The 19,399-nt window shown below is 50.3% G+C and carries 18 protein-coding genes; 5 read left to right on the top strand and 13 right to left on the bottom strand.

Going from position 1 to position 19,399, the window contains the following annotated elements; translation table 11 throughout:
* Positions 1–28 precede the first annotated feature (28 nt).
* From ACZYR9_RS19285 to ACZYR9_RS19255, 7 genes are all read right to left on the bottom strand, one after another.
* A complete protein-coding gene (locus tag ACZYR9_RS19285; RefSeq protein WP_488980091.1) occupies positions 29–1,147 on the bottom strand; it encodes a C40 family peptidase in 1,119 nt (372 codons plus the stop codon).
* A 143-nt stretch (positions 1,148–1,290) separates the two neighbouring features.
* Positions 1,291–2,688 carry a Fe-S cluster assembly protein SufB gene (gene sufB / locus ACZYR9_RS19280; RefSeq protein ID WP_488980090.1) on the bottom strand — a complete coding sequence of 466 codons (1,398 nt, stop codon included), beginning with the start codon at positions 2,686–2,688 and terminating at the stop codon, positions 1,291–1,293.
* A gap of 14 nt (positions 2,689–2,702) precedes the next feature.
* Complete coding sequence (sufU, locus tag ACZYR9_RS19275; protein ID WP_488980089.1) at positions 2,703–3,128, bottom strand: Fe-S cluster assembly sulfur transfer protein SufU; 426 nt, start codon at positions 3,126–3,128, stop codon at positions 2,703–2,705.
* Positions 3,115–4,341 carry a cysteine desulfurase gene (locus ACZYR9_RS19270; RefSeq protein WP_488980088.1) on the bottom strand — a complete coding sequence of 409 codons (1,227 nt, stop codon included), beginning with the start codon at positions 4,339–4,341 and terminating at the stop codon, positions 3,115–3,117. The genes sufU and ACZYR9_RS19270 overlap by 14 nt, the downstream gene beginning before the upstream one ends.
* The gene (gene sufD, locus ACZYR9_RS19265) at positions 4,338–5,651 is read right to left on the bottom strand and encodes a Fe-S cluster assembly protein SufD (RefSeq protein ID WP_488980087.1); all 1,314 of its coding nucleotides are present in this window, start codon (positions 5,649–5,651) and stop codon (positions 4,338–4,340) included. The genes ACZYR9_RS19270 and sufD overlap by 4 nt, the downstream gene beginning before the upstream one ends.
* Positions 5,652–5,684: 33 nt before the next feature.
* On the bottom strand, positions 5,685–6,512 hold the full coding sequence (sufC, locus tag ACZYR9_RS19260; RefSeq protein WP_488980086.1) for a Fe-S cluster assembly ATPase SufC: 828 nt from the start codon (positions 6,510–6,512) through the stop codon (positions 5,685–5,687).
* Between the two features lie 118 nt (positions 6,513–6,630).
* Entirely contained in the window at positions 6,631–7,215 is a 585-nt protein-coding gene (locus ACZYR9_RS19255; RefSeq protein WP_488980085.1) for a DUF1802 family protein, read from the bottom strand.
* Positions 7,216–7,372: 157 nt separating this feature from the next.
* Between ACZYR9_RS19255 and ACZYR9_RS19250 the strand changes: the two genes are divergently transcribed.
* Entirely contained in the window at positions 7,373–7,546 is a 174-nt protein-coding gene (locus tag ACZYR9_RS19250) for an asparagine synthase (RefSeq protein ID WP_488980084.1), read from the top strand.
* A 91-nt stretch (positions 7,547–7,637) separates the two neighbouring features.
* Here ACZYR9_RS19250 and ACZYR9_RS19245 read toward each other — a convergent pair whose 3' ends face one another.
* Positions 7,638–7,814: a hypothetical protein gene (locus tag ACZYR9_RS19245; RefSeq protein WP_488980083.1), complete on the bottom strand. Its 177-nt coding sequence runs from the start codon at positions 7,812–7,814 to the stop codon at positions 7,638–7,640.
* Positions 7,815–8,021: 207 nt separating this feature from the next.
* Here ACZYR9_RS19245 and mtnK point away from each other — a divergent pair, with 207 nt between their 5' ends.
* Complete coding sequence (gene mtnK / locus ACZYR9_RS19240; RefSeq protein WP_488980082.1) at positions 8,022–9,227, top strand: S-methyl-5-thioribose kinase; 1,206 nt, start codon at positions 8,022–8,024, stop codon at positions 9,225–9,227.
* Between the two features lie 32 nt (positions 9,228–9,259).
* Positions 9,260–10,345, top strand: a complete 1,086-nt coding sequence (mtnA, locus tag ACZYR9_RS19235) for an S-methyl-5-thioribose-1-phosphate isomerase (protein ID WP_488980081.1) — start codon at positions 9,260–9,262, stop codon at positions 10,343–10,345.
* A gap of 86 nt (positions 10,346–10,431) precedes the next feature.
* Here the strand turns inward: mtnA and ACZYR9_RS19230 are convergent, their stop codons facing one another.
* Entirely contained in the window at positions 10,432–13,347 is a 2,916-nt protein-coding gene (locus ACZYR9_RS19230; RefSeq protein ID WP_488980080.1) for a chitobiase/beta-hexosaminidase C-terminal domain-containing protein, read from the bottom strand.
* Between the two features lie 272 nt (positions 13,348–13,619).
* On the opposite strand from ACZYR9_RS19230, the gene nagB reads away from it, so the two are divergent.
* Both nagB and nagA read left to right on the top strand, forming a co-directional pair.
* Entirely contained in the window at positions 13,620–14,348 is a 729-nt protein-coding gene (gene nagB, locus ACZYR9_RS19225) for a glucosamine-6-phosphate deaminase (protein WP_488980079.1), read from the top strand.
* Positions 14,345–15,529: an N-acetylglucosamine-6-phosphate deacetylase gene (nagA, locus tag ACZYR9_RS19220; RefSeq protein ID WP_488980078.1), complete on the top strand. Its 1,185-nt coding sequence runs from the start codon at positions 14,345–14,347 to the stop codon at positions 15,527–15,529. The genes nagB and nagA overlap by 4 nt, the downstream gene beginning before the upstream one ends.
* Before the next feature lie 65 nt (positions 15,530–15,594).
* On the opposite strand, the gene ACZYR9_RS19215 is transcribed toward nagA, so the two are convergent.
* From ACZYR9_RS19215 to ACZYR9_RS19200, 4 genes are all read right to left on the bottom strand, one after another.
* Positions 15,595–16,179 carry a hypothetical protein gene (locus ACZYR9_RS19215; protein WP_488980077.1) on the bottom strand — a complete coding sequence of 195 codons (585 nt, stop codon included), beginning with the start codon at positions 16,177–16,179 and terminating at the stop codon, positions 15,595–15,597.
* A 299-nt stretch (positions 16,180–16,478) separates the two neighbouring features.
* A complete protein-coding gene (locus tag ACZYR9_RS19210; protein ID WP_488980076.1) occupies positions 16,479–17,390 on the bottom strand; it encodes a fumarylacetoacetate hydrolase family protein in 912 nt (303 codons plus the stop codon).
* A gap of 33 nt (positions 17,391–17,423) precedes the next feature.
* Positions 17,424–18,197 carry an SDR family NAD(P)-dependent oxidoreductase gene (locus ACZYR9_RS19205; protein ID WP_488980075.1) on the bottom strand — a complete coding sequence of 258 codons (774 nt, stop codon included), beginning with the start codon at positions 18,195–18,197 and terminating at the stop codon, positions 17,424–17,426.
* 31 nt (positions 18,198–18,228) lie between these two features.
* On the bottom strand, positions 18,229–18,984 hold the full coding sequence (locus tag ACZYR9_RS19200; RefSeq protein WP_488980074.1) for an IclR family transcriptional regulator: 756 nt from the start codon (positions 18,982–18,984) through the stop codon (positions 18,229–18,231).
* Between the last annotated feature and the right edge of the window lie 415 nt (positions 18,985–19,399).

Here is a 19,399-nt window from a genome sequence, read left to right as displayed (position 1 = left end):
TGAGGCTGTCTGTTTTCAACTCAAATGCTCAGTAAGCTACTCGTCTTGCGCTAAGGTATGTGCGTTTCCAGTAAGCCTTGTTAATCGGTGTGATTTGAACTCCGTTTTGCGGCTTTGGCGAAGAATGAATCATTTTCTGGTTTCCCATATAAATTCCGACATGACCGACCGTTTTGTTGGATCGAAAACGACCCGGTACATAGAAAAACATCAAATCGCCCTTTCTCAAGCTTTTGCGGCTCACTTCTGTGCCTTGTGTGGCTTGCGATCTTGCCGTACGGTTCAATTTGACTCCAAATGCGCTAAAAACATATTGAGTAAAGGTTGAGCAGTCAAATCTTCCCGACTGCGGGTAAGGAGCGGCTCCGAACTTATATTCGACCCCAATATATCGTTTGGCGCGGCCAATCAATGCATTCATATCAATATTTTTAAGCACCGGTACGGCATTGTCCGTATCCGCGAACCGTATTTCTGCCATAGCCGCGGAACTCGAATCCATTTCGTCACCTTTGAACGGATCTGCCGGATCGTCTCCGAAATCCAGCTCCGAGCCCGTGTTCACTTCTTCCGGACCGTCGATGGACTCGGATACCGGAAAGTCCGCTGCATGAATGACAAGCGTGTCCCCTTTTAGCTCATACGAGAAATCCCCGGAAAATAATGGACCGAATGCCGACACCGGAATATGCACCTGTGCATTATGCAATATAGGCGGCTCTGCCAAAGTAACCGTCTGGTCATTCTTTAATGCCGTTACACTATCAATTTTAAGCTCATATTCCGCATCGTTATCCCCCATCTGGAACACATTCCGTTCAGCATCCCAATGGACATTATAACCAGCCATACTGGCAAAATCGGTTCCGACGACAACCCTTTTCCCGTTTACCGTCATCATGGGAATGTTAAGCTCACCGGCGCCTGTCTCTTGTATACGGATTGTTCCTCCGTGGGATCCGATCCCCGTGGTTTTCCCGTTCAGGGCTTCACTCTTCAGCCGATTGGCCTCTTGTCCGTGATTACTTGGGATACCCTGCTGACGACTCTGCCGCTGCTCCTTGGACAGCTGAGGGCCGCAACCGGTCGTAAGCGCCAAGATCAAAGCTATGACTGCAGCTGCCCATCTCAACCCTTTTTTTCTCATCTCACCATGCTCCTTGTAGGTTAGTCTTGTCTATAGCATGGGAAATGTCACTTGGGCCTATGCGCTTCGGGTATTGGAAACAAAAAACACGGAGTCCTGTATATAAACAGAAACTCCGTGTGTTGTTCTTGAGAAACTCCGTCTTAACCGATCGAGCCTTCCATTTCAAACTTAATGAGACGGTTCATTTCGACCGCATATTCCATCGGCAGTTCTTTGGTGAACGGCTCGATAAAGCCCATAACGATCATCTGGGTAGCCTCGGCTTCCGTCAATCCGCGGCTCATCAGGTAGAAAAGCTGATCCTCGGATACTTTGGAGACTGTTGCTTCATGCTCCAACGTGATGTTATCATTCATGATCTCGTTATACGGGATCGTATCGGACGTCGACTGATTATCCATAATCAACGTATCGCATTTGATGTTGGCTTTAGAGCCTTGAGAATTGCGTCCAAAGGAAGCCAGACCGCGGTAAGTAACCTTACCGCCGTGCTTGCTGATTGATTTGGAAACAATCGTCGAAGTCGTATCCGGAGCCAAATGCGTCATTTTGGCGCCTGCATCCTGATGCTGGCCTTTACCGGCAACAGCGATGGAAAGAACCATACCTTTGGCACCGCGGCCTTTAAGAACGACAGCCGGATACTTCATCGTCAGCTTCGAACCGATGTTACCGTCAACCCATTCCATGGTAGCATTTTCTTCAGCTACAGCGCGTTTGGTAACGAGGTTGTAGATATTCGGCGCCCAGTTCTGGATTGTCGTGTAACGTACGCGTGAATCCTTCAAGCAAATAATCTCAACGACGGCGCTGTGCAGAGAGTTGGTGCTGTAAACCGGTGCTGTACAGCCTTCGACATAGTGTACGAAGCTGCCTTCATCGGCAATGATCAGCGTCCGCTCGAACTGTCCCATGTTTTCGGAATTGATCCGGAAATAAGCCTGCAGCGGAATTTCCACTTTGACGCCCTTCGGCACGTAGATGAAGCTGCCTCCAGACCAGACCGCACTGTTCAGAGCAGCGAATTTGTTATCGCTTGGGGGAACGATCGTTCCGAAATATTTTTTGAAAATTTCCGGATGCTCTCTAAGAGCAGTATCCGTGTCCATGAACAGAACGCCCTGGTCTTCCAGATCCTTCTGCATGCTGTGATAGACAACTTCCGATTCATATTGTGCAGATACACCCGCAAGGAACTTTTGCTCCGCTTCAGGAATTCCAAGCTTATCGAATGTTTCTTTAATTTCAGTTGGAACCTCTTCCCAGGTTTTACCTTGTTTTTCGGAAGGCTTGACGTAATATTGGATATCGTTGAAATCGAGATCATCCATATTTCCGCCCCAACGCGGCATTTGCATTTTCATAAACTGCTCCAGAGATTTCAGACGGAACTCGAGCATCCACTCCGGTTCGCCCTTCATCCTGGAAATTTCCGTTACGATTTCCGGAGTCAGACCTTTACCGCTTTGAAAAACGGCTTTGTGCTCGTCACGAAAACCATATTTATATTCTTCCATTTCCGGCATTTTTTTTGCCATCGTTCTCATCCTCCTTATTTTGTAGTATTTTGCTCAATACCTTTTCGCAAGGCGTTCCAAGCAAGTGTGGCGCATTTGATTCTGGCCGGAAATTTATTCACGCCAGACAATGCTTCCAAATCTTCATATTCGAATTCAACGGCTTCGCCCTTCATCAATCCAGAAAACTTCTCAGCCATCTCAAGCGCTTCTTCAAGCGTTTTGCCCTTCACGGCATCCGTCATCATCGATGCGGAGGAGAGACTGATGGAGCACCCTTCGCCCAGGAATTTCGCCGCTTTGACTTTACCGTCCTCCACCTGCATCTGTAGCTGAATTTTGTCTCCACAGGTTGGATTATTGAGATCTATGCTGACGGCTTCCCCTTCGAAGGTGCCGCGGTTACGCGGATTTTTATAATGATCCATAATAACTCTGCGGTACAAATCATCCAATTGCATGACCGAAATACTCCTTTGTTTTGATTAGAGAAGCGATCAAACGGTCTACATCGGCTTCGTTGTTATAAAGATAAAAGCTTGCGCGCGCGGTGGCCGTAACATTAAGCCAACGCATCAGCGGCTGGCAGCAATGGTGTCCTGCACGGACAGCGACACCGTTGGCATCAAGAACGGTTGCGACATCATGCGGATGCACATCATCGAGGTTGAAGGTGATCAACCCCGCACGGTCTTTTTGCGGACCGTAGATTGTCAATCCATCGATTTCAAGCATCCGCTCCATGGCATAAGCCGTAAGCTCCTTCTCATGCTTGTCGATGGCATCCATGCCGATGCTCTCAAGAAAATCGATGGCTGCACCAAGTCCGACAGCCCCTGCAATAATCGGCGTACCGCCCTCGAACTTCCACGGCAAATCCTTCCATGTGGAGTCGAACAGCCCGACATGGTCAATCATTTCGCCGCCGAACTCGATCGGCTCCATCTCCTGAAGCAGCTCTTTCTTGCCGTAAAGCGCGCCGATTCCGGTAGGTGCGCACATCTTGTGACCGGACAAAGCGTAGAAGTCGCAATCCAGCGCCTGAACGTCAACTTTCAGATGCGGGGTGCTTTGCGCGCCATCCACGACCATTTTCGCTCCGTTCCGATGCGCAATCTCTGCGATTTCCTTCACCGGATTCACAACTCCAAGCACATTGGAAACATAAGTGACAGACACGATCTTAGTATTGCTCGTAATCGTTTTTTCCACATCCGCCAAGCTAATGGTTCCGTCTTGTTGGAGCGGAATATATTTTAAGACAGCGCCGGTCGCTTTTGCAACCTGCTGCCATGGTATAAGATTGCTGTGATGCTCCATCGGGGTAATGACAATTTCGTCTCCCTTTTGGCACACGGCTCTTGCATAGCTGGAAGCGACCAGATTGAGCGCTGTCGTCGTTCCGCGGGTAAAAATGACCTCTTCCGTAAACCTTGCGTTAATGAAGCGGCGCAGCTTCTCACGCGCCCCTTCATAGGCATCCGTAGCCCTTGAACCGAGCGTATGAACGCCGCGGTGGACATTGGAATTATCCCATTCGTAATATCGCTTGACCGCTTCGATAACCGAAACCGGCTTCTGGGATGTTGCGGCCGAGTCCAGATATACCAGCGGGTGACCGTTGACTTCCTGATCTAGGATGGGAAACAGCTGACGGAGTTCTGCCGTATTCATTGTCCCAGCTTCCTTTCAACCAGCTGGCGCAGCTGTGATCCGATTTGCTCCAACGGAATTTCGGATACTACCGGATCCAAAAATCCGTAGATGATCAAGCGCTCAGCCTCTTGTTTAGAAATACCCCTGGACATAAGATAGTAAACCTGTTCCGGATTAACCTGACCCACGCTTGCAGCATGGCCGGCAGTTACATCATCCTCATCTATGAGCAAAATAGGATTCGCGTCGCCGCGTGCCTTCGGGCTAAGCATCAGTACTTTCTCCGTCTGCTCTCCGTTGGCTTTGGTTGCGGCCTTTTCAATTTTCGTTACGCCGTTAAAGATTCCCGTTGCCGTGTCTCTCATGACCGCACGGGTAATCATGTTACTGTCGGTATGCTTTCCGAAATGTACCGCACGGGTAGTTACGTTCAGCTTCTGATCCGCAGTGCCGACGCAAATGACTTTGGCATCGGAGGTCGAGCCTTGCCCCTTCAAAATCGTGGTCGTATCGGACATCGCGTTGCCGTAATGCATCTCGCCGACAATCCACTCCACGTTAGCGTCATTTTCAAGCATTGCGCGGCGGTAAGTCAAATTCGTTACGCTCTCGTCCAAATTGTGTACGGAAGCGAAAGTAACTTTTGCCCCTGCTTTTACAACGACCTCGGCAACACCATTATACACCAAACCGTTTAAATTTCCTTTAGAAATGTAATTGTCGACGTATGTGACCGAAGCATGCTGTTCAGCTACAATCAGAACATGCGGTGAGAAGCTCGCTTCTCCGTCATCGGATAAGAACAAGGCTTGCACTGGCACTTCCACCTGAACGTTCTTAGGAACGTACAAGAAAACGCCTCCGCTCCATAATGCTGTGTGCAGTGCAGTCAAGCGGTTCTCGCCTTTGTCCACGACACTCATAAAATAAGGCTTAACCAAGTCCGGGTGAAGGTTTAAAGCTTCTTCCAGGCTGGTAAAGATCACGCCTTGCTGCTTCAACGATTCGGATATGCTGCTGTAAATGACGCCTGAATTGTGCTGAACCAGCAGATTGTCCGGCTGCCCTTGGCCCTCATTTTGAAGCAGGCTCTTGGCTTCTGCCGGCAGCTCTTCAAGAGATTGGGCGAATTTTACCGCTTTATAGGTTCCGAAGGATTGAAGATTCCAACGGTCGATTCTTGTTTTTTCTAATTTCGGCAATTCCAGCGATCCTGCCAGCTCAAGCGCCTCTTCGCGCAAAGCGGTCATCCATTCCGGCTCCCGTCTTGCTTTGGACTGCTCCACCAAGCTCGCACGATCGATGGGAAGAACGGTTTGTGTACTCATTAGCTAATTCCTCCTGTTTTCCTGATCGTTGGCTTAATATTTAGGAGCCGTAGTATTCATAGGCATCTTGAATTCTTCTTCATCTTGCCCTACTCTTTCGTCAACGATGCCGAGCTCTTCTTTGACCCAATCATAACCTTCGTTTTCCAGACGCTCTGCCAGCTCCGGTCCGCCCGACTTTACGATACGGCCCTGCATCATGACATGAACAAAGTCCGGCTTGATGTAGTTCAAAAGACGCTGATAGTGAGTAATGATCAGGAAGCCGCGTTCTTCGGAGCGCATCGCATTGACGCCTTCAGACACGATACGGAGCGCGTCGATATCCAGACCGGAATCGATTTCATCGAGAATGACGAATTTCGGATCCAGCATCATCATTTGCAAAATTTCGTTGCGCTTCTTTTCACCGCCGGAGAAGCCTTCGTTCAAATAGCGGTGCATAAACTCGGGGTTCATTTCGAGATCCTTCATTTTGGCTTCCATTTGGCGGATGAACTTGATCAGCGACAATTCGTTGCCTTCGCCGCGGCGTGCATTGATGGCACTACGAAGGAAGTCCGCGTTGGTTACGCCTGTAATTTCGCTTGGATACTGCATGGCCAGGAACAGACCGGCACGCGCTCTTTCGTCCGTTGCCATTTCGAGAACATCTTCGCCGTCCAGTGAAACGGAACCGTCTGTTACTTCATATTTGGGATGTCCCATTAATGTGGAGGCCAATGTACTTTTACCCGTTCCGTTCGGTCCCATAATGGCGTGCACCTCGCCGCCCTTAATGGACAAGCTGAGTCCTTTCAAAATCTCTTTTCCTTCGACAGTTGCTTTCAAACCGTCTATGATCAATTGTGGTTTTGTCATGTTTTTCCAAGCCTCCGCAACATTGAGTTTATTCTTTGTTAATAATAATTATAAAGTGATTCTCATTGATTCTCAATTATATTATACCTTACATGTCAAAATCAATAAAGACCCGTTTTTATCTTAACGCGGCCTTGAGCCCGGATATGCGGGTGTTCCATTCCTTGTCCGTCATTACAGGCTTCCTTGGTATGTTATTTAACTGAGCCGCAGGAAGTCCTATCCACGACTTGCATCCGTTATATTCGGGAAGCACGGGAATACGCGCCGCCTGTTCCAATTCATATACTCGGAGCAGCATCAAATGCAAGGGCCTTGTCCGTTTCCATTTCAGCCGTTCCTCAGCAAAAGTATCGGTCCAAATATGAAATCCCGCGATGCGGTCAAGCTCTTCTTGAGACGAAATGAGAATGTCTTCGCCAAGCTCTGCATAACATCGGATAACCGCTTCGGTCTGCCTGCCGCTCCATCCGGCCTCCACTTCTTCCACTTCGTCTTGGTATTCAGGCTGGATTAATTCTTTTCTTTGATGCTCATAGGTCGGATACAAATAAAAGCTTTCGCTCTCGACTTGAAAATCCTTCGTTTCCTCCCGAATCCCGCCTTTTCGCATAATCAGAAGCTGTTTGCCCGTCCGCAGCGCCTCAACCGCCACAGCCCACTCCTTCAAGCCGACAGCCTGTTCCTGTTCCAGCTCGCGCATGTCATACCCCCTTGTCCTATACAGCGCTAACCTTTTCCATTTACGATATTATAGTTCTTCATCCAAAACAATGCAATTCCGATCCGGCATAAAAACGATCGATAACCGTGATAATAAGATTGCTTCATCAAACCAAAAACGAGGAGAGTGAAGGGCTATGCGCGAAGGACTGATTCCAACGGTTTTGGGTACAGCTGTCACTGCGTCCGGTGCCGTAATGCGCAATAAATTTCCAATGGCCGCAGCAGCGGTCGTAGGTTTCGGGCTGGCACACGTCGTTCTGGGAGCTATCGATTTGGTGGAGCACCGAAAACAAATGTCTTCATCCTAGTTTATAGCTTAAAAGAAAAAGGGCAGGCTGACGCCTCCCTTTTTCTATAATATCAGATCGTTTTGAAGCTTTTCTTCATCATCATTTGCATTTACTTGCCTTCGTATACATAAGCCGCTTCGTTTATCCGTTCGAACTGTTCCTGGTTGACTTTCATGGGATTGGCCTGCCGGGATACGTCGGGATTTACCGTCGAAAACCATCCCAAAATGAATAGCACCAGGGCAGCCAAGGCTGCAAAACCGATTCGCTCCAGACATTTCAGCATGCGTCCAGCTCCTTTTACATTATCACTTTACGGCTCATTTTATGAACCGGATATGTTGCGGGTATTATCGGGATGTGAACTTTTTGTAAAAACCTTCTGTCCCTTTGCAGCCGTGCGGTTCAAAACGCCGATCTTCTATTCCAACGCGGCGGCATTTGTTTTATACTAAAGGCTACTAGTTTTGTATTGAAGAAGGAGGATCATCCCATGTCCACATATCGTGCGCTTACGGAAGCCGAAGCGATTGAATACGCAAGACAATTACCCGACCTGTTTCAACAAGACAGCGAGCTGAACAGCAGAGAAATCGGAGACGGCAACCTTAACCTGGTGTTCCATATTTCAGAGCCTTCTACAGGTAAAAGCATTATTCTCAAACAAGCCCTCCCGTATGCCAAGGTCGTAGGGGAGTCGTGGCCTTTGACTTTGGACCGCGCCCGCATCGAGAGCGAAGCTCTTATGATCCAGGAATCGCTGTGCCCTGATCTGGTGCCGCATGTCCATGCCTACGAACCGGAGCTTGCGCTTACCGTCATGCAGGATCTTAGCGATCATGTCATCATGCGCCGCGGCTTGATAGAGCGAAATAAATACCCGCTGTTTGCCGGTCATATCGGAACGTTCCTGGCCCGGACTCTTTTTTACACCTCCGATCTTGGAATGAATCAGCAGGAGAAAAAAGAACAGGTGAAACGCTTTATCAATCCGGAGCTGTGCAAAATCACGGAGGATCTCATTTTTGACGATCCGTATACGGATTCGCCGAATAACAACGTTCCGCCCGCCATCCTTGACGCAGTGGAAGCCGTATGGAAGGATACGGAGCTGCATCTGGAGGTCGCACTTCTCCGTGAAAAGTTTCTGACCCAGGCGCAAGCGCTGCTTCATGGAGACCTGCATACCGGAAGCATCTTTATCAAGCCGGATTCAACCAAAGTCATCGATCCGGAATTCGCTTATTACGGCCCTATGGGCTTCGACATTGGAGCTATACTTGCCAACCTGCTGCTCAATTATGCAGCTCAGGAGGGCTGGAGCACGGACTCCGCATCCCGTCAGGATTACCGGGCTTATCTTTTGCAAACCATCCGTGAGGTCTGGGAGAAGTTTGACGGTGAGTTCAGGGCGCTTTGGAACGAGCGTGGCGTAGACCGGATGTCCAAGACTCCCGGATATCAGGAGCTGTACATGAAACGGCTGCTGCAGGATACGTTCGGATATACAGGGTGCAAAATGGTACGCCGCGTCCACGGTCTGGCACAAGTAGCCGACATCAACAAGCTCGGGGACGAGGCGGCCAAGGAACGCGCCCAACGTATCGCTTTAACGATCGGTACAGCGCTGATCAAGTTCAACCGCAAAGCGGATTCGATTGAACAGCTGGTTGAAATGGCGGAAAAAGCCGTTAATTAAAGCTGGAATGACAGAAAGGAGCAATAGCCTTAATGACGATACAACAACAACAGAATGCGCCGGATTGGCTGCAGTCCGTCCGGTGGAACTCGCTGGAGGATCATCTGGACCTGCTTGATCAGCGGCGGCTGCCCGACGAAATCATTTATCTCAAGCTGACCACCTCGGAGCAGGTATGGGACGCCATCAAGCAGCTCGCGGTGCGCGGTGCGCCGGCGATCGGCATTACAGCGGCGTTCGGGGTATATCTCGGCGTACGGACGTGCTCCGGCAACCCTGAAACGCTGCTGGCGGAAGTGATCCGCCAATGCGATTACCTGGCAACGTCACGTCCTACGGCGGTCAATCTGTTCTGGGCGCTTGACCGGATGAAAGCCCGGGCGCAAGCGCTGCTTGGCGGAGCTGCCGAGGCTGTCAACGTGGATACGGCCAAGCAGGCACTTCTCGACGAAGCCCGGGCCATTCAGGCGGAGGACGAGGAAACATGCCGCCTGATCGGCGAGCACGCCTTGTCTTTATTCGAGGACGGCATGGGCGTCCTTACGCACTGCAATGCGGGAGGCCTCGCCACTGCCCGGTACGGTACGGCAACGGCACCGATGTATCTGGCCAAGGAGAAGGGCATGTCGCTTAAGGTGTTTGCCGATGAGACCCGTCCTGTTCTTCAAGGGGCCCGGCTGACCGCCTTCGAGCTCCAGCAGGCCGGTGTTGACGTCACTTTAATTTGCGATAATATGGCTGGAGCCATCATGTCGAAGGGCTGGATTCAAGCGGTCATCGTCGGTACGGACCGCGTAGCCGCCAACGGCGATGTGGCAAACAAAATCGGCACCTACAGCGTAGCCGTCTTGGCCAAAGCCCACGGCATCCCGTTCTATGTCGCGTGTCCGATGTCCACCATCGATCTGGACACGCCGACCGGCGCAGATATTCCGATTGAAGAACGCCATGAGGACGAAATTACACAGGGCTTCGGAAAGCGTACGGCTCCACAAGGCGTAAAAGTGTATAACCCTGCTTTTGACGTCACGCCAAACGAATATGTCACGGCGATTATCACCGAAAAGGGCATCATCCGCGCACCTTACAGTGAAAACTTGAAAAAACTGTTTGAGTAAAGAACCGGAGCTGAAAGGCTCCAAACGCCGCTCAATTAAACGCAAACGGACCATACTTCTGCTTGAGAAGTATGGTCCGTTTGCGTTTAACCGGCTTTTGGAGGAACAGGCGCCACTTTTACAGGCTTAATCTTTTTAAGCCAGTATTCGACGTCGCTTTTACCGAAGCCCCCGCCGTCAATATCGACTCGATCATTGATTTTCTTCACTATATAGCTCACATCCGGTGAACCGGGATATTCAAGCTCCGGTCCTGTCAGGACAAGCATAGGACTAGTTCTCCTCCCCTGCTTCATCCCAATCGCTTTTAGGATTTGACCCGGAAGCAAGCGCGGCTTATTCACAGGATCATATAATGCGCTTGAAGAAGCAGGATCGCTGCCGTCTACCGTATAGTAAATGGCGGCATCAGCCGGCATGACCGACATGGTGACTTCAAACCACAGATGATCAACGGGCCTAAGAGACGGCACGACGGCACCAACGTCCGGACTTGGCTGACGGACCACATCAATCACAAAAGTCCGTGTCAACCCGCTTTGCGCTTGTACGACTACGGTTACGGGATTGGAGCCTTCCCGCAAAAAGGGAACCTCGATAGCCTGTGTCGCCTGATTGAAATGGGCCCCGGCCACCTGGACAATAGACGCGTAGTCGGAAATTTTCGGATCTAGCGTCACATGGAGCATCTCCTTTGGCACCGTAACGGTGAAACGATCCGTCCCTTGCTCCACTATAACCGATGGCGATTGCGGGTAGAGACGCTTTAGCTCCGCTTCGTTCGACGGAGGACCGATGATCACGGTCCAGCGGCTTGGAATGCCTTCAGAGGAAAACACCGTAATCCCAAGCGACAACGGTTGTCCGTAAGGCAAGGATTCAATATGGATACGATTCATGTCGCGAGTGATGCCTTCCGGCGGAAAAAAGTCAAATACCGCCGATGGCTCGCTTAACATCACATTCAAATCGGCCTGGTATACGCTCGATGCAACGGGCATGTAGAACGTTTGCAGACTCTCGTATAGAATGAGCGGTGTCCCGTTATATGTCACTCCGGTGACCGTTGCCTGGCCCGGCAGAGATTTGATGATATCCAATACATACTGCTTTTTTGTTTGCTGATCCTCCGCAGTTACCTCAATCGTCACTGTATGGCTTACTTCCGGAAGAAAGAAGTCGGCCGGCTCATTTTCCGGGAGCTCTTTCCCGTTTACACGAACCGTTTGTCCGGGCTTCCGATCTACGAGCCCTTGCATTCGATTGACGTTCCCCGGTATGCTCCAGGCGAACCGGGTATCGTCCAGGTAGCCGTAATAGGTACCGCTATCGTTTATTTTCACATACGTCAGATCCGCAGGTTCAATGCCGTTTAACGTAGCCGAACCGAGCAATTTGGTCACATAGCCTGTCCAAAGAAAGTCTCCCCAGTTCTCAAATAAACCTCCGGCGACCCAAATATCCCCGTTCACAAGCGGCAGGACTGCCGTTGCATCGATGATTTGCCCGGGAGCCCCAATCGTTTTTTTCCACTGCTCTTCAAGGGAAGCTCCAAACTTGTACACATAGGCCTGGTTCACGTCGCGGCCGCCGGATATATCAGAGAGACTTAACAGGCTTGGCACTTCAGATGTCGGCGACAGATCGAATCTCGTTCTTCCCCCTACGATAAACCCGCCGTCAGGCGTACCCGCCAATGCTCCATAACCGCTTGGAATATACAAATCCGGCAGCGGCTTGGCTTCAGCTGCAAATGATCCGTCTTCCTTAATAAAGTGTAACTCGGCCTTCCCCGCATCGGGCTCAAGCGACTCACGCGTACTCAAGATCACATAATGGTCATCGCCTGCCGGCGCAGCCGACACAAATTCCATGGGAGCCGTGACGGATTTAACAATGCCTTCCGTTCCGAAATCGTTCACAAGAGAAAGTGTGCCCGCGGCGGCGTTATCATGAATTTTAGCTATAAAACCGCGATTCGCACTCGTTATCCGATCTTGAATCTGACCAACAAGCAAATAATGATCCGATCCTCTGGCTTTGATGATTTGTTTTGCAAAGTAGGAATCCGTTCCTGAAATCGTGGCCGAGGAGATGACCTCCGGTACCGAATCCGCATTTATTTTCACATGGTACAATTGTACGGCTGCAGCGGGGGGCAATCTCCGGTTCAACACAATGATATATTCATCGGTGTTATCGATGCGCAATAAGGATGCAGGCTCTAATCCTTCTTCGCCATTTCCTGAATAAAGATCCGCAGCAAGCTCAAAGGAACCTACACTTCCTACTCGAGGCCTAGCTTCATAGATTGCTGCAAATGGACGTTGAATCATGACATCATTCAACAACTCCTCACGCGTTCCAACGACCAAATACCGGTTCTTCTTCATCTCGAGTACGTCCTTAAGCCTTGTATTAAACCACATGCTCCTCGCCGTGACTTCACCAAGCTCATTGAACTTGTATAGCTCGCTTGCCCCATGATTGATCCCCAGGGCAATTAAGCCTCCATCCTCCGTCGGTTTAATAGAGGAAATTTTTTGTGAAATTTCGTAATCGATAAAAAGCTCCTCCGTGTGAAGATACGGAGTTTTGGCGCCTCTATGCACGGTTAAGATGTAAGGAGAGCTCCCCTCTCCCGTTCCTATCGAAATACGGTTCGAGCCCCACAGCAATGGAACCGGACTCAAAGGAGATATAGAAACCAACTGCCCATTGGCCGCTTCTGCAAAAACATTTAAAAGAGATACGCTGCCAGAGACCACAAGCTCATAGTTTCTGGTGCTTGAGGAAAAGTCAAAATCCGGAACGGGACTGCCGTTTTGATCCGAGAGCGTAAGCGTGCTTAATTCAACCATGACCGGTTTGGCCTGTGCCCGGTTGGCATGAAAGCAGGTTACGGCGAAGAGCAAAATACATACAGCCGCTGCAAACAGGATCCTCTTTCTCCTAAGCCAAAATATGTAGAGGCCTCCGCCTGCCTCCGGCTTGTGAACCATAAATTGATCTTCCCCTTTTAGTATGTATAGGTCTTTCAACCCTATCATACCTTATTTATCGTCAGAAATCTTAAATTTTAATAGATTTTTAAAGAGCAGGAAGGCGGAGCTCGAAATGATATGTATCTTCTTGAATAGGCTTCGTTCAGAAGCTTTTCATTATGCCATTGTGTAATGGATTATGATTATAATACTATAAATAATAAGAAAATCTTTTACATACTCTTGGATAAAAGCTAAAAATATGCCACAAGGATAAGGGAGATCATGTGATGAATATCCTCATATTCCGTTCACAAAAGGAATTAAACAAAGCCGGAGCCGGCCTCATCGCCGGTATGCTGCAAACCCATCCGAGGGCCGTCTTGGGACTTGCAACGGGAGGTACGCCGGTCGGCATCTATCAGGAGCTGGTGGAAGTGAACAGAGAAGGGTTGGTCAGCTTTGCAAAGGCCACCGTATTTAATCTCGATGAATATGTAGGACTTCAGCGCAGCCATCCCGAAAGCTATTACAGCTTTATGCAGCGGCATCTACTGGGCAATGTAGATATTCCTCCGCGGCAATGCCATATTCCCGACGGCATGGCAAACGATTTGGAAGCGGAGTGCAAACGCTATGACCGTCTGCTGGAGGAAACAGGTCAAATCGATCTGCAGCTGCTTGGCATCGGGCACAACGGACATATCGGCTTTAACGAGCCGGATGAGGAACTCGAGCGGGGAACTCACGTAGTCAAACTCAAGGAGCAAACGCGCAAGGCGAATGCCCGTTTCTTCCAGGCGCCCGAGACCGTGCCTACACATGCGATTACGATGGGAATAGGAACGATCCTCAAGGCCAAAACCATCCTTCTTGTCGTTCGGGGAAAAGACAAAGCCCATATCGTAAAACGGGCACTGCATGGTCCTATCACGACGGAATGTCCCGCTTCTCTGCTTCAAACCCATCCCAACGTGGTCGTACTTTTGGATTCGGATGCGGGGAGTGAGCTGGGGTGAACTCAAGGACCCGAACAACGCTGATCACGGAGGCCAACATCGTTACGATCGACAGGAGCATCGAGCCAGGATATGCTTTTCTTCAGGAAGGCAGAATTGAAACGGTCGGCCCGATGCACGAGATGGATCCGCAGCTCCCGCATCGGGCCGGGGAAATCGTCCATGCCGGCGGCAGCTGGCTGCTGCCCGGTTTTATCGATGTGCACGTGCATGGAGGGTTCGGACATGACTTCATGGACGCCACCGCTGAAGCGTTGGAAGGCATTACACGCTTCCATGCGAGCCGCGGAACGACGACGCTGCTGGCGACAACGATGACCGCTCCGCGAGAAGCGCTCACCAAGGTACTGCAATCGGTTCAGGCCTTTCGTAAGAAAGAAATGCCCTACGCACAACTAGAAGGGGTGCACTTGGAAGGCCCGTTCATCAATCCGGCATATTCCGGCGCTCAGAACCCGGCCTACATCGTTGCGCCGCAGGCTCAGTGGATCGATGATTGGATAAGCCGGTACCCGGGGCTGATCAAGCTGTTGACACTGGCTCCCGAAACGGAAGGCGCACTCCCGCTCATTGAGAAGCTTTCCAGCGAAGGTATCGTTGTCGCTTGCGGTCATACCAACGCCACCTATGCCCAGATGGGTGAGGCCATTAAGCACGGCCTGCGCCATGCCGCTCATATGTTTAACGCGATGAGAGGTCTGCATCATAGAGAACCAGGCGTTGTCGGATCCGTCATGACCGAGAATGCCATCGGTGCGGAAATAATTGCAGACGGCCGTCATATCCATCCCGCATGCATCCGTCTGCTTATGCAGGTGAAACGTAACGATAACCTGATGCTGGTTACGGACGCCATATCCGCCTCAGGCCTTGGAGATGGGGATTACCTGCTCGGCGGACTTGAGATTACCGTACGCAATAGCGTCGCCACATTAAAGGATGGCAGCACCTTGGCAGGCAGCATCCTTACCATGATCGAAGCGGTTAGCTTCATGGTCAATACCATCGGAGCCTCGGTTCCGGAGGTCAGCAGAATGGCCAGCTATCATCCGGCCAAGGCACTCGGCATCGCCGACCGAACCGGAAGCATTGCATCCGGTAAGCAAGCGGATCTTGTGCTCGTATCTCCGAAGCTGTCGATCGATAAAGTATGGGTGAAGGGAAGACTTTTATCTTTTTAACTGAACAAAGCAAAACCCGCCTAATCCGTAATAACGAACATAGGCGGGTGCGTTATCCCCTTGGATTACGATGAAAAAAATGTTTTCGACACAACATAATAGCGGAGCTTGTTTAGATCTTGGTCAGTAATCGAATGAAGCTCCGCGCCGTAGTGAATGGTGTTCTCTTGAATATGCGCGTAGCTGACCACCAGCTTCGGATGAATGGTCACCTCATCAAGGATGATCATGGAATCATACATGTGATTCATTCGGACCGACAAGTCGTTCAATTCAAATCCGAACCCCAAACGGCTGACCTTGGAGAACCTCACAGCCTGGATCTTGAAATCGTCATTCAACGTCCCAAACGTGTTGAGCTTAAACCGGGGAATCGACACATGTTCATCGTTGTATATATCATCAAGCTGTTCGCTTGTCCGTATTCCGATCCTGAAGATTTCCGAATCCGCAGGCAGGAGCACAAGCTTGTTTTTGGCTACCTGCAGAACCCGCATTTTAACCCGCTGTTTATGATCGAAGCATATGACGGAATCCCCCCCAGCCATGAGTGACGGATCCTCGCACGAGACTTCAATCAAATCCTTCCCTTCATACGAGACTTGAGCGCGATACACCCTACCCCGATGAAGTAATTGCATGTCTCTCATCTCTTTCACCTCCTGTTTACATGAACTAACTATAGCCGGGAATCTTTCAGAAAGTTTCAGTAAATTATTAGGAGATTATTAGATTTGGTGGAGAAAATGATCAAATTGTGTCGAATGCGCTATCAATTTGCCGATGGGTGAAAAGATCAATACTCTGGTTCCGAATGTCAACCATGCTAAAAAACCTATTGGGATGAACGGACGCAGCGTCCAATTCATTCCTAATAGGCTTTCGTTCATCCAAGCTCCATCTCTAAGACCGCCTCACCTATACGAGTGGCTCGTCTGCTTCGGAGTCATTAAACCTGTTCATTCACCATACGGTTTGTCAACGAACCGAGCTTATCGATCTCAATCGTTACAATATCCCCGTCTTTAAGGTAAACCTGCTTATCCTCCGGATATCCCATAACGACGCCTTCCGGTGTTCCCGTCAGGATGATGTCGCCCGGTACAAGCGTCATATGCCGGGAAATATAGCTTACAATTTCGTCGCAGTGGAATATCATATCCGATGTATTGGAATTTTGGCGCACCTCGCCGTTTACGATACTGCGAATGCCCAGGTCGTTCGGGTTGCCGACTTCATCGGCCGTCACCAAATACGGCCCTAGAGGACTGAAGCCGTCGCAGGATTTGCCGAGCAGCCATTGCTGTGTACGCATTTGCAGATCGCGGGCGGAAAGATCGTTCACGTTGCAGTAGCCGAACACATAGTCCAGCGCGTTTTCCTTGGCTACATATTTCGCCTGCTTGCCGATGACAATACAAAGCTCGGCCTCATAGTCCACTTTGCTGCTGACGCTCACCGGCAGCGGCACATCATGGCCATGTCCGGTCAGCGTATTGCTGAATTTGTTAAACAAAATCGGAAACTTCGGAATCGGGGAATTCGTTTCCTCCGCATGCTTCCGGTAGTTGAGTCCGACACAAATGATTTTATTCGGGTGGGTTACGCAAGGCCCCAGGTTCAGCTTCGACTCGTCCAAAACATAGGCTTCGCTGCCTCCGGCCGCCAAAGCTTGATCAACCAACGTTTGCAGCGCATTCACCGCCGCCGCGCCGCCTTCGATCACATCATGAACGGTTTGCGGAACCGTCTGACCATTGTTTTGCAGCGATTGTACGGCTTTACCAATATGTATGATGCCTTTTTCTGTCTTCACGCCGAGCTGGGAGTTTCCATTTTCAATAAATGTAAGCAGTTTCATAATTACATGTCCTCCTCTAATTGTTTTGTTTCGTTATGCGTCCTTGCCGAATGTCGCACCGCCATCAATGTACAACGGAGAGCCCATCATAAATTTCGATTCGTCCGAAGCGAGGAACAATGCCGCATGGGCCACATCATCCGGACGGCCAAGCTCACCGCTCAGCTGACGCTTTTTGATCGACTCGATCGCTTCCTCCGGGTTATCGTACGATCTCTTAAGGTAGTCTTCGACAAACGGAGTAAAAATGGTCCCCGGCAGCAGCGCATTGATACGTATGCTGTAAGACGCATAATCGACCTGCATAGATTTGGTCAAGGCCAGCACGGCTCCCTTGCTTGCAGAATAGGAGGCCCGGCGGGCGAGACCGATTTCGGCGATACATGAGGACATGTTGATAATGGAGCCCGCCTTGCGCTCCATCATATGGGGCAGTACGTATTTGCAGGGCAAGTAAACGCCCCGGACATTGATGCGGATCACCCGGTCCCAATCGTCCGGCTCCACTTCGTGAATAGGGCCGACACCGCTGACGCCGGCGTTATTGAACAGAACATCGATACGTCCGAACCGGCCAACCACCGTATCTACCATCGCTTTGACCGATTCGGGATTGGTCACATCCGCCTTCACGAATATGGCCTGCCCTCCTGCGGCTTGAATTTCCTCCACCGTTTCCTGCCCTTTAGCTTCTTGCAGGTCATTGACGATGACGGTCGCGCCTTCTTTGGCGAACAACAGCGCCGAGCTTTTGCCTATGCCCGATCCGGAACCGGTGATCAGCGTAATTTTGTTCTGCAATCTCACGGGAATCACATCCTTTACTTTTTGTACTCCGCTACTGCACGTTTTGCGACAGCCTTTTGGCCAACGCGCAAATCTCCTCTTTAGCGAGCTGACGCTTCTCTTCCCATTCGTGCTGAAACATGGAGCAGCTGATGGCCGCTATGACCTTGCCGTCAGCATCCCGCACCGGCGCCGCCACGCAGCTAAAGCCCATTACCGCCTCCTGCAGGTCATACGCGCACCCTTCCGCTCCGGCCTGAGCCAATTGACGGTACAGCTCCTCACGGGATGTAAGCGTATGAGGAGTAAACCGCGGTTGCAGCTCCTCGGAAGGGAACAGCGCATCTATCTCGGGCCGGTCTTGATAAGCCAGCATCACTTTACCCAGCGCCGTGACATGCGCAGGCAGCTTCATCCCGGGCTCCGAGGAGAGACGTACGGGAGACGGCATCTCTTCCTTGGCTAAATACAGCACCTCATGCCCCTCCAGCTTCGCCAGCTGGATCGTTTCCTTAATCACATGCTTGGTGACGGAGGCCTCCTTCCGGAACCGGTCGATCAGGCTGAATTGCTTGAAAAAAGCGTTTCCAATATAGCCCAGCCTGGAACCCAGCGAATACGTGCCGTCGCTTTCGCGCACAACCCATTCAAGCGCTTCCAGCGTATTTAATAAGGAAAACATGGAGCTTTTGTGAATGGCCAAACGCTTGGACAGATCGATCAGCTTCAGTCCGGATGGCTGCTCGGCGATCGCCTGCAGAATATCATTCGCTTTTTCGAGTGCCGGTACCCAATACTTCTTTTCCATGAAACCTCCACTCGGCTCAATCAAAGGTTTATTATAATAAACCACGGTTTTGTATATTACATTTTTATACTAGCACTCTGCTTCTAGATGTGTCAATCTAAATTTATTGTCCGATGAAAATAAAGTTTTAGACTCAGAGGCGCGATTTAACGCGGTTTATGAGATTAAAAATCGCCAGACTTCCAAAAATAAGTATAGACTGACAATAAAAATGAAGCAGCGGCGGACCAAGACTTGAAAAATAAAGTCTTAGACTGCCGCTGTCTTTGTTCAACTAACGTTCTCCCGTTAGAATTCCTGTAGAACGAATAATTTGATCTTTGCAAAAAAACGAGCGCCTCGGTACGATGGGGTTGCGCACGAGGTCATAGCCTCAAAAAACCCATCATCCAGGAGGTCGCTCTACTATGAAGTT

The organism is Paenibacillus sp. F024, from assembly GCF_057814255.1.
Note: the sequence above shows the minus strand (reverse complement) of the source record. Positions and strands in the feature narration are given on the sequence as shown.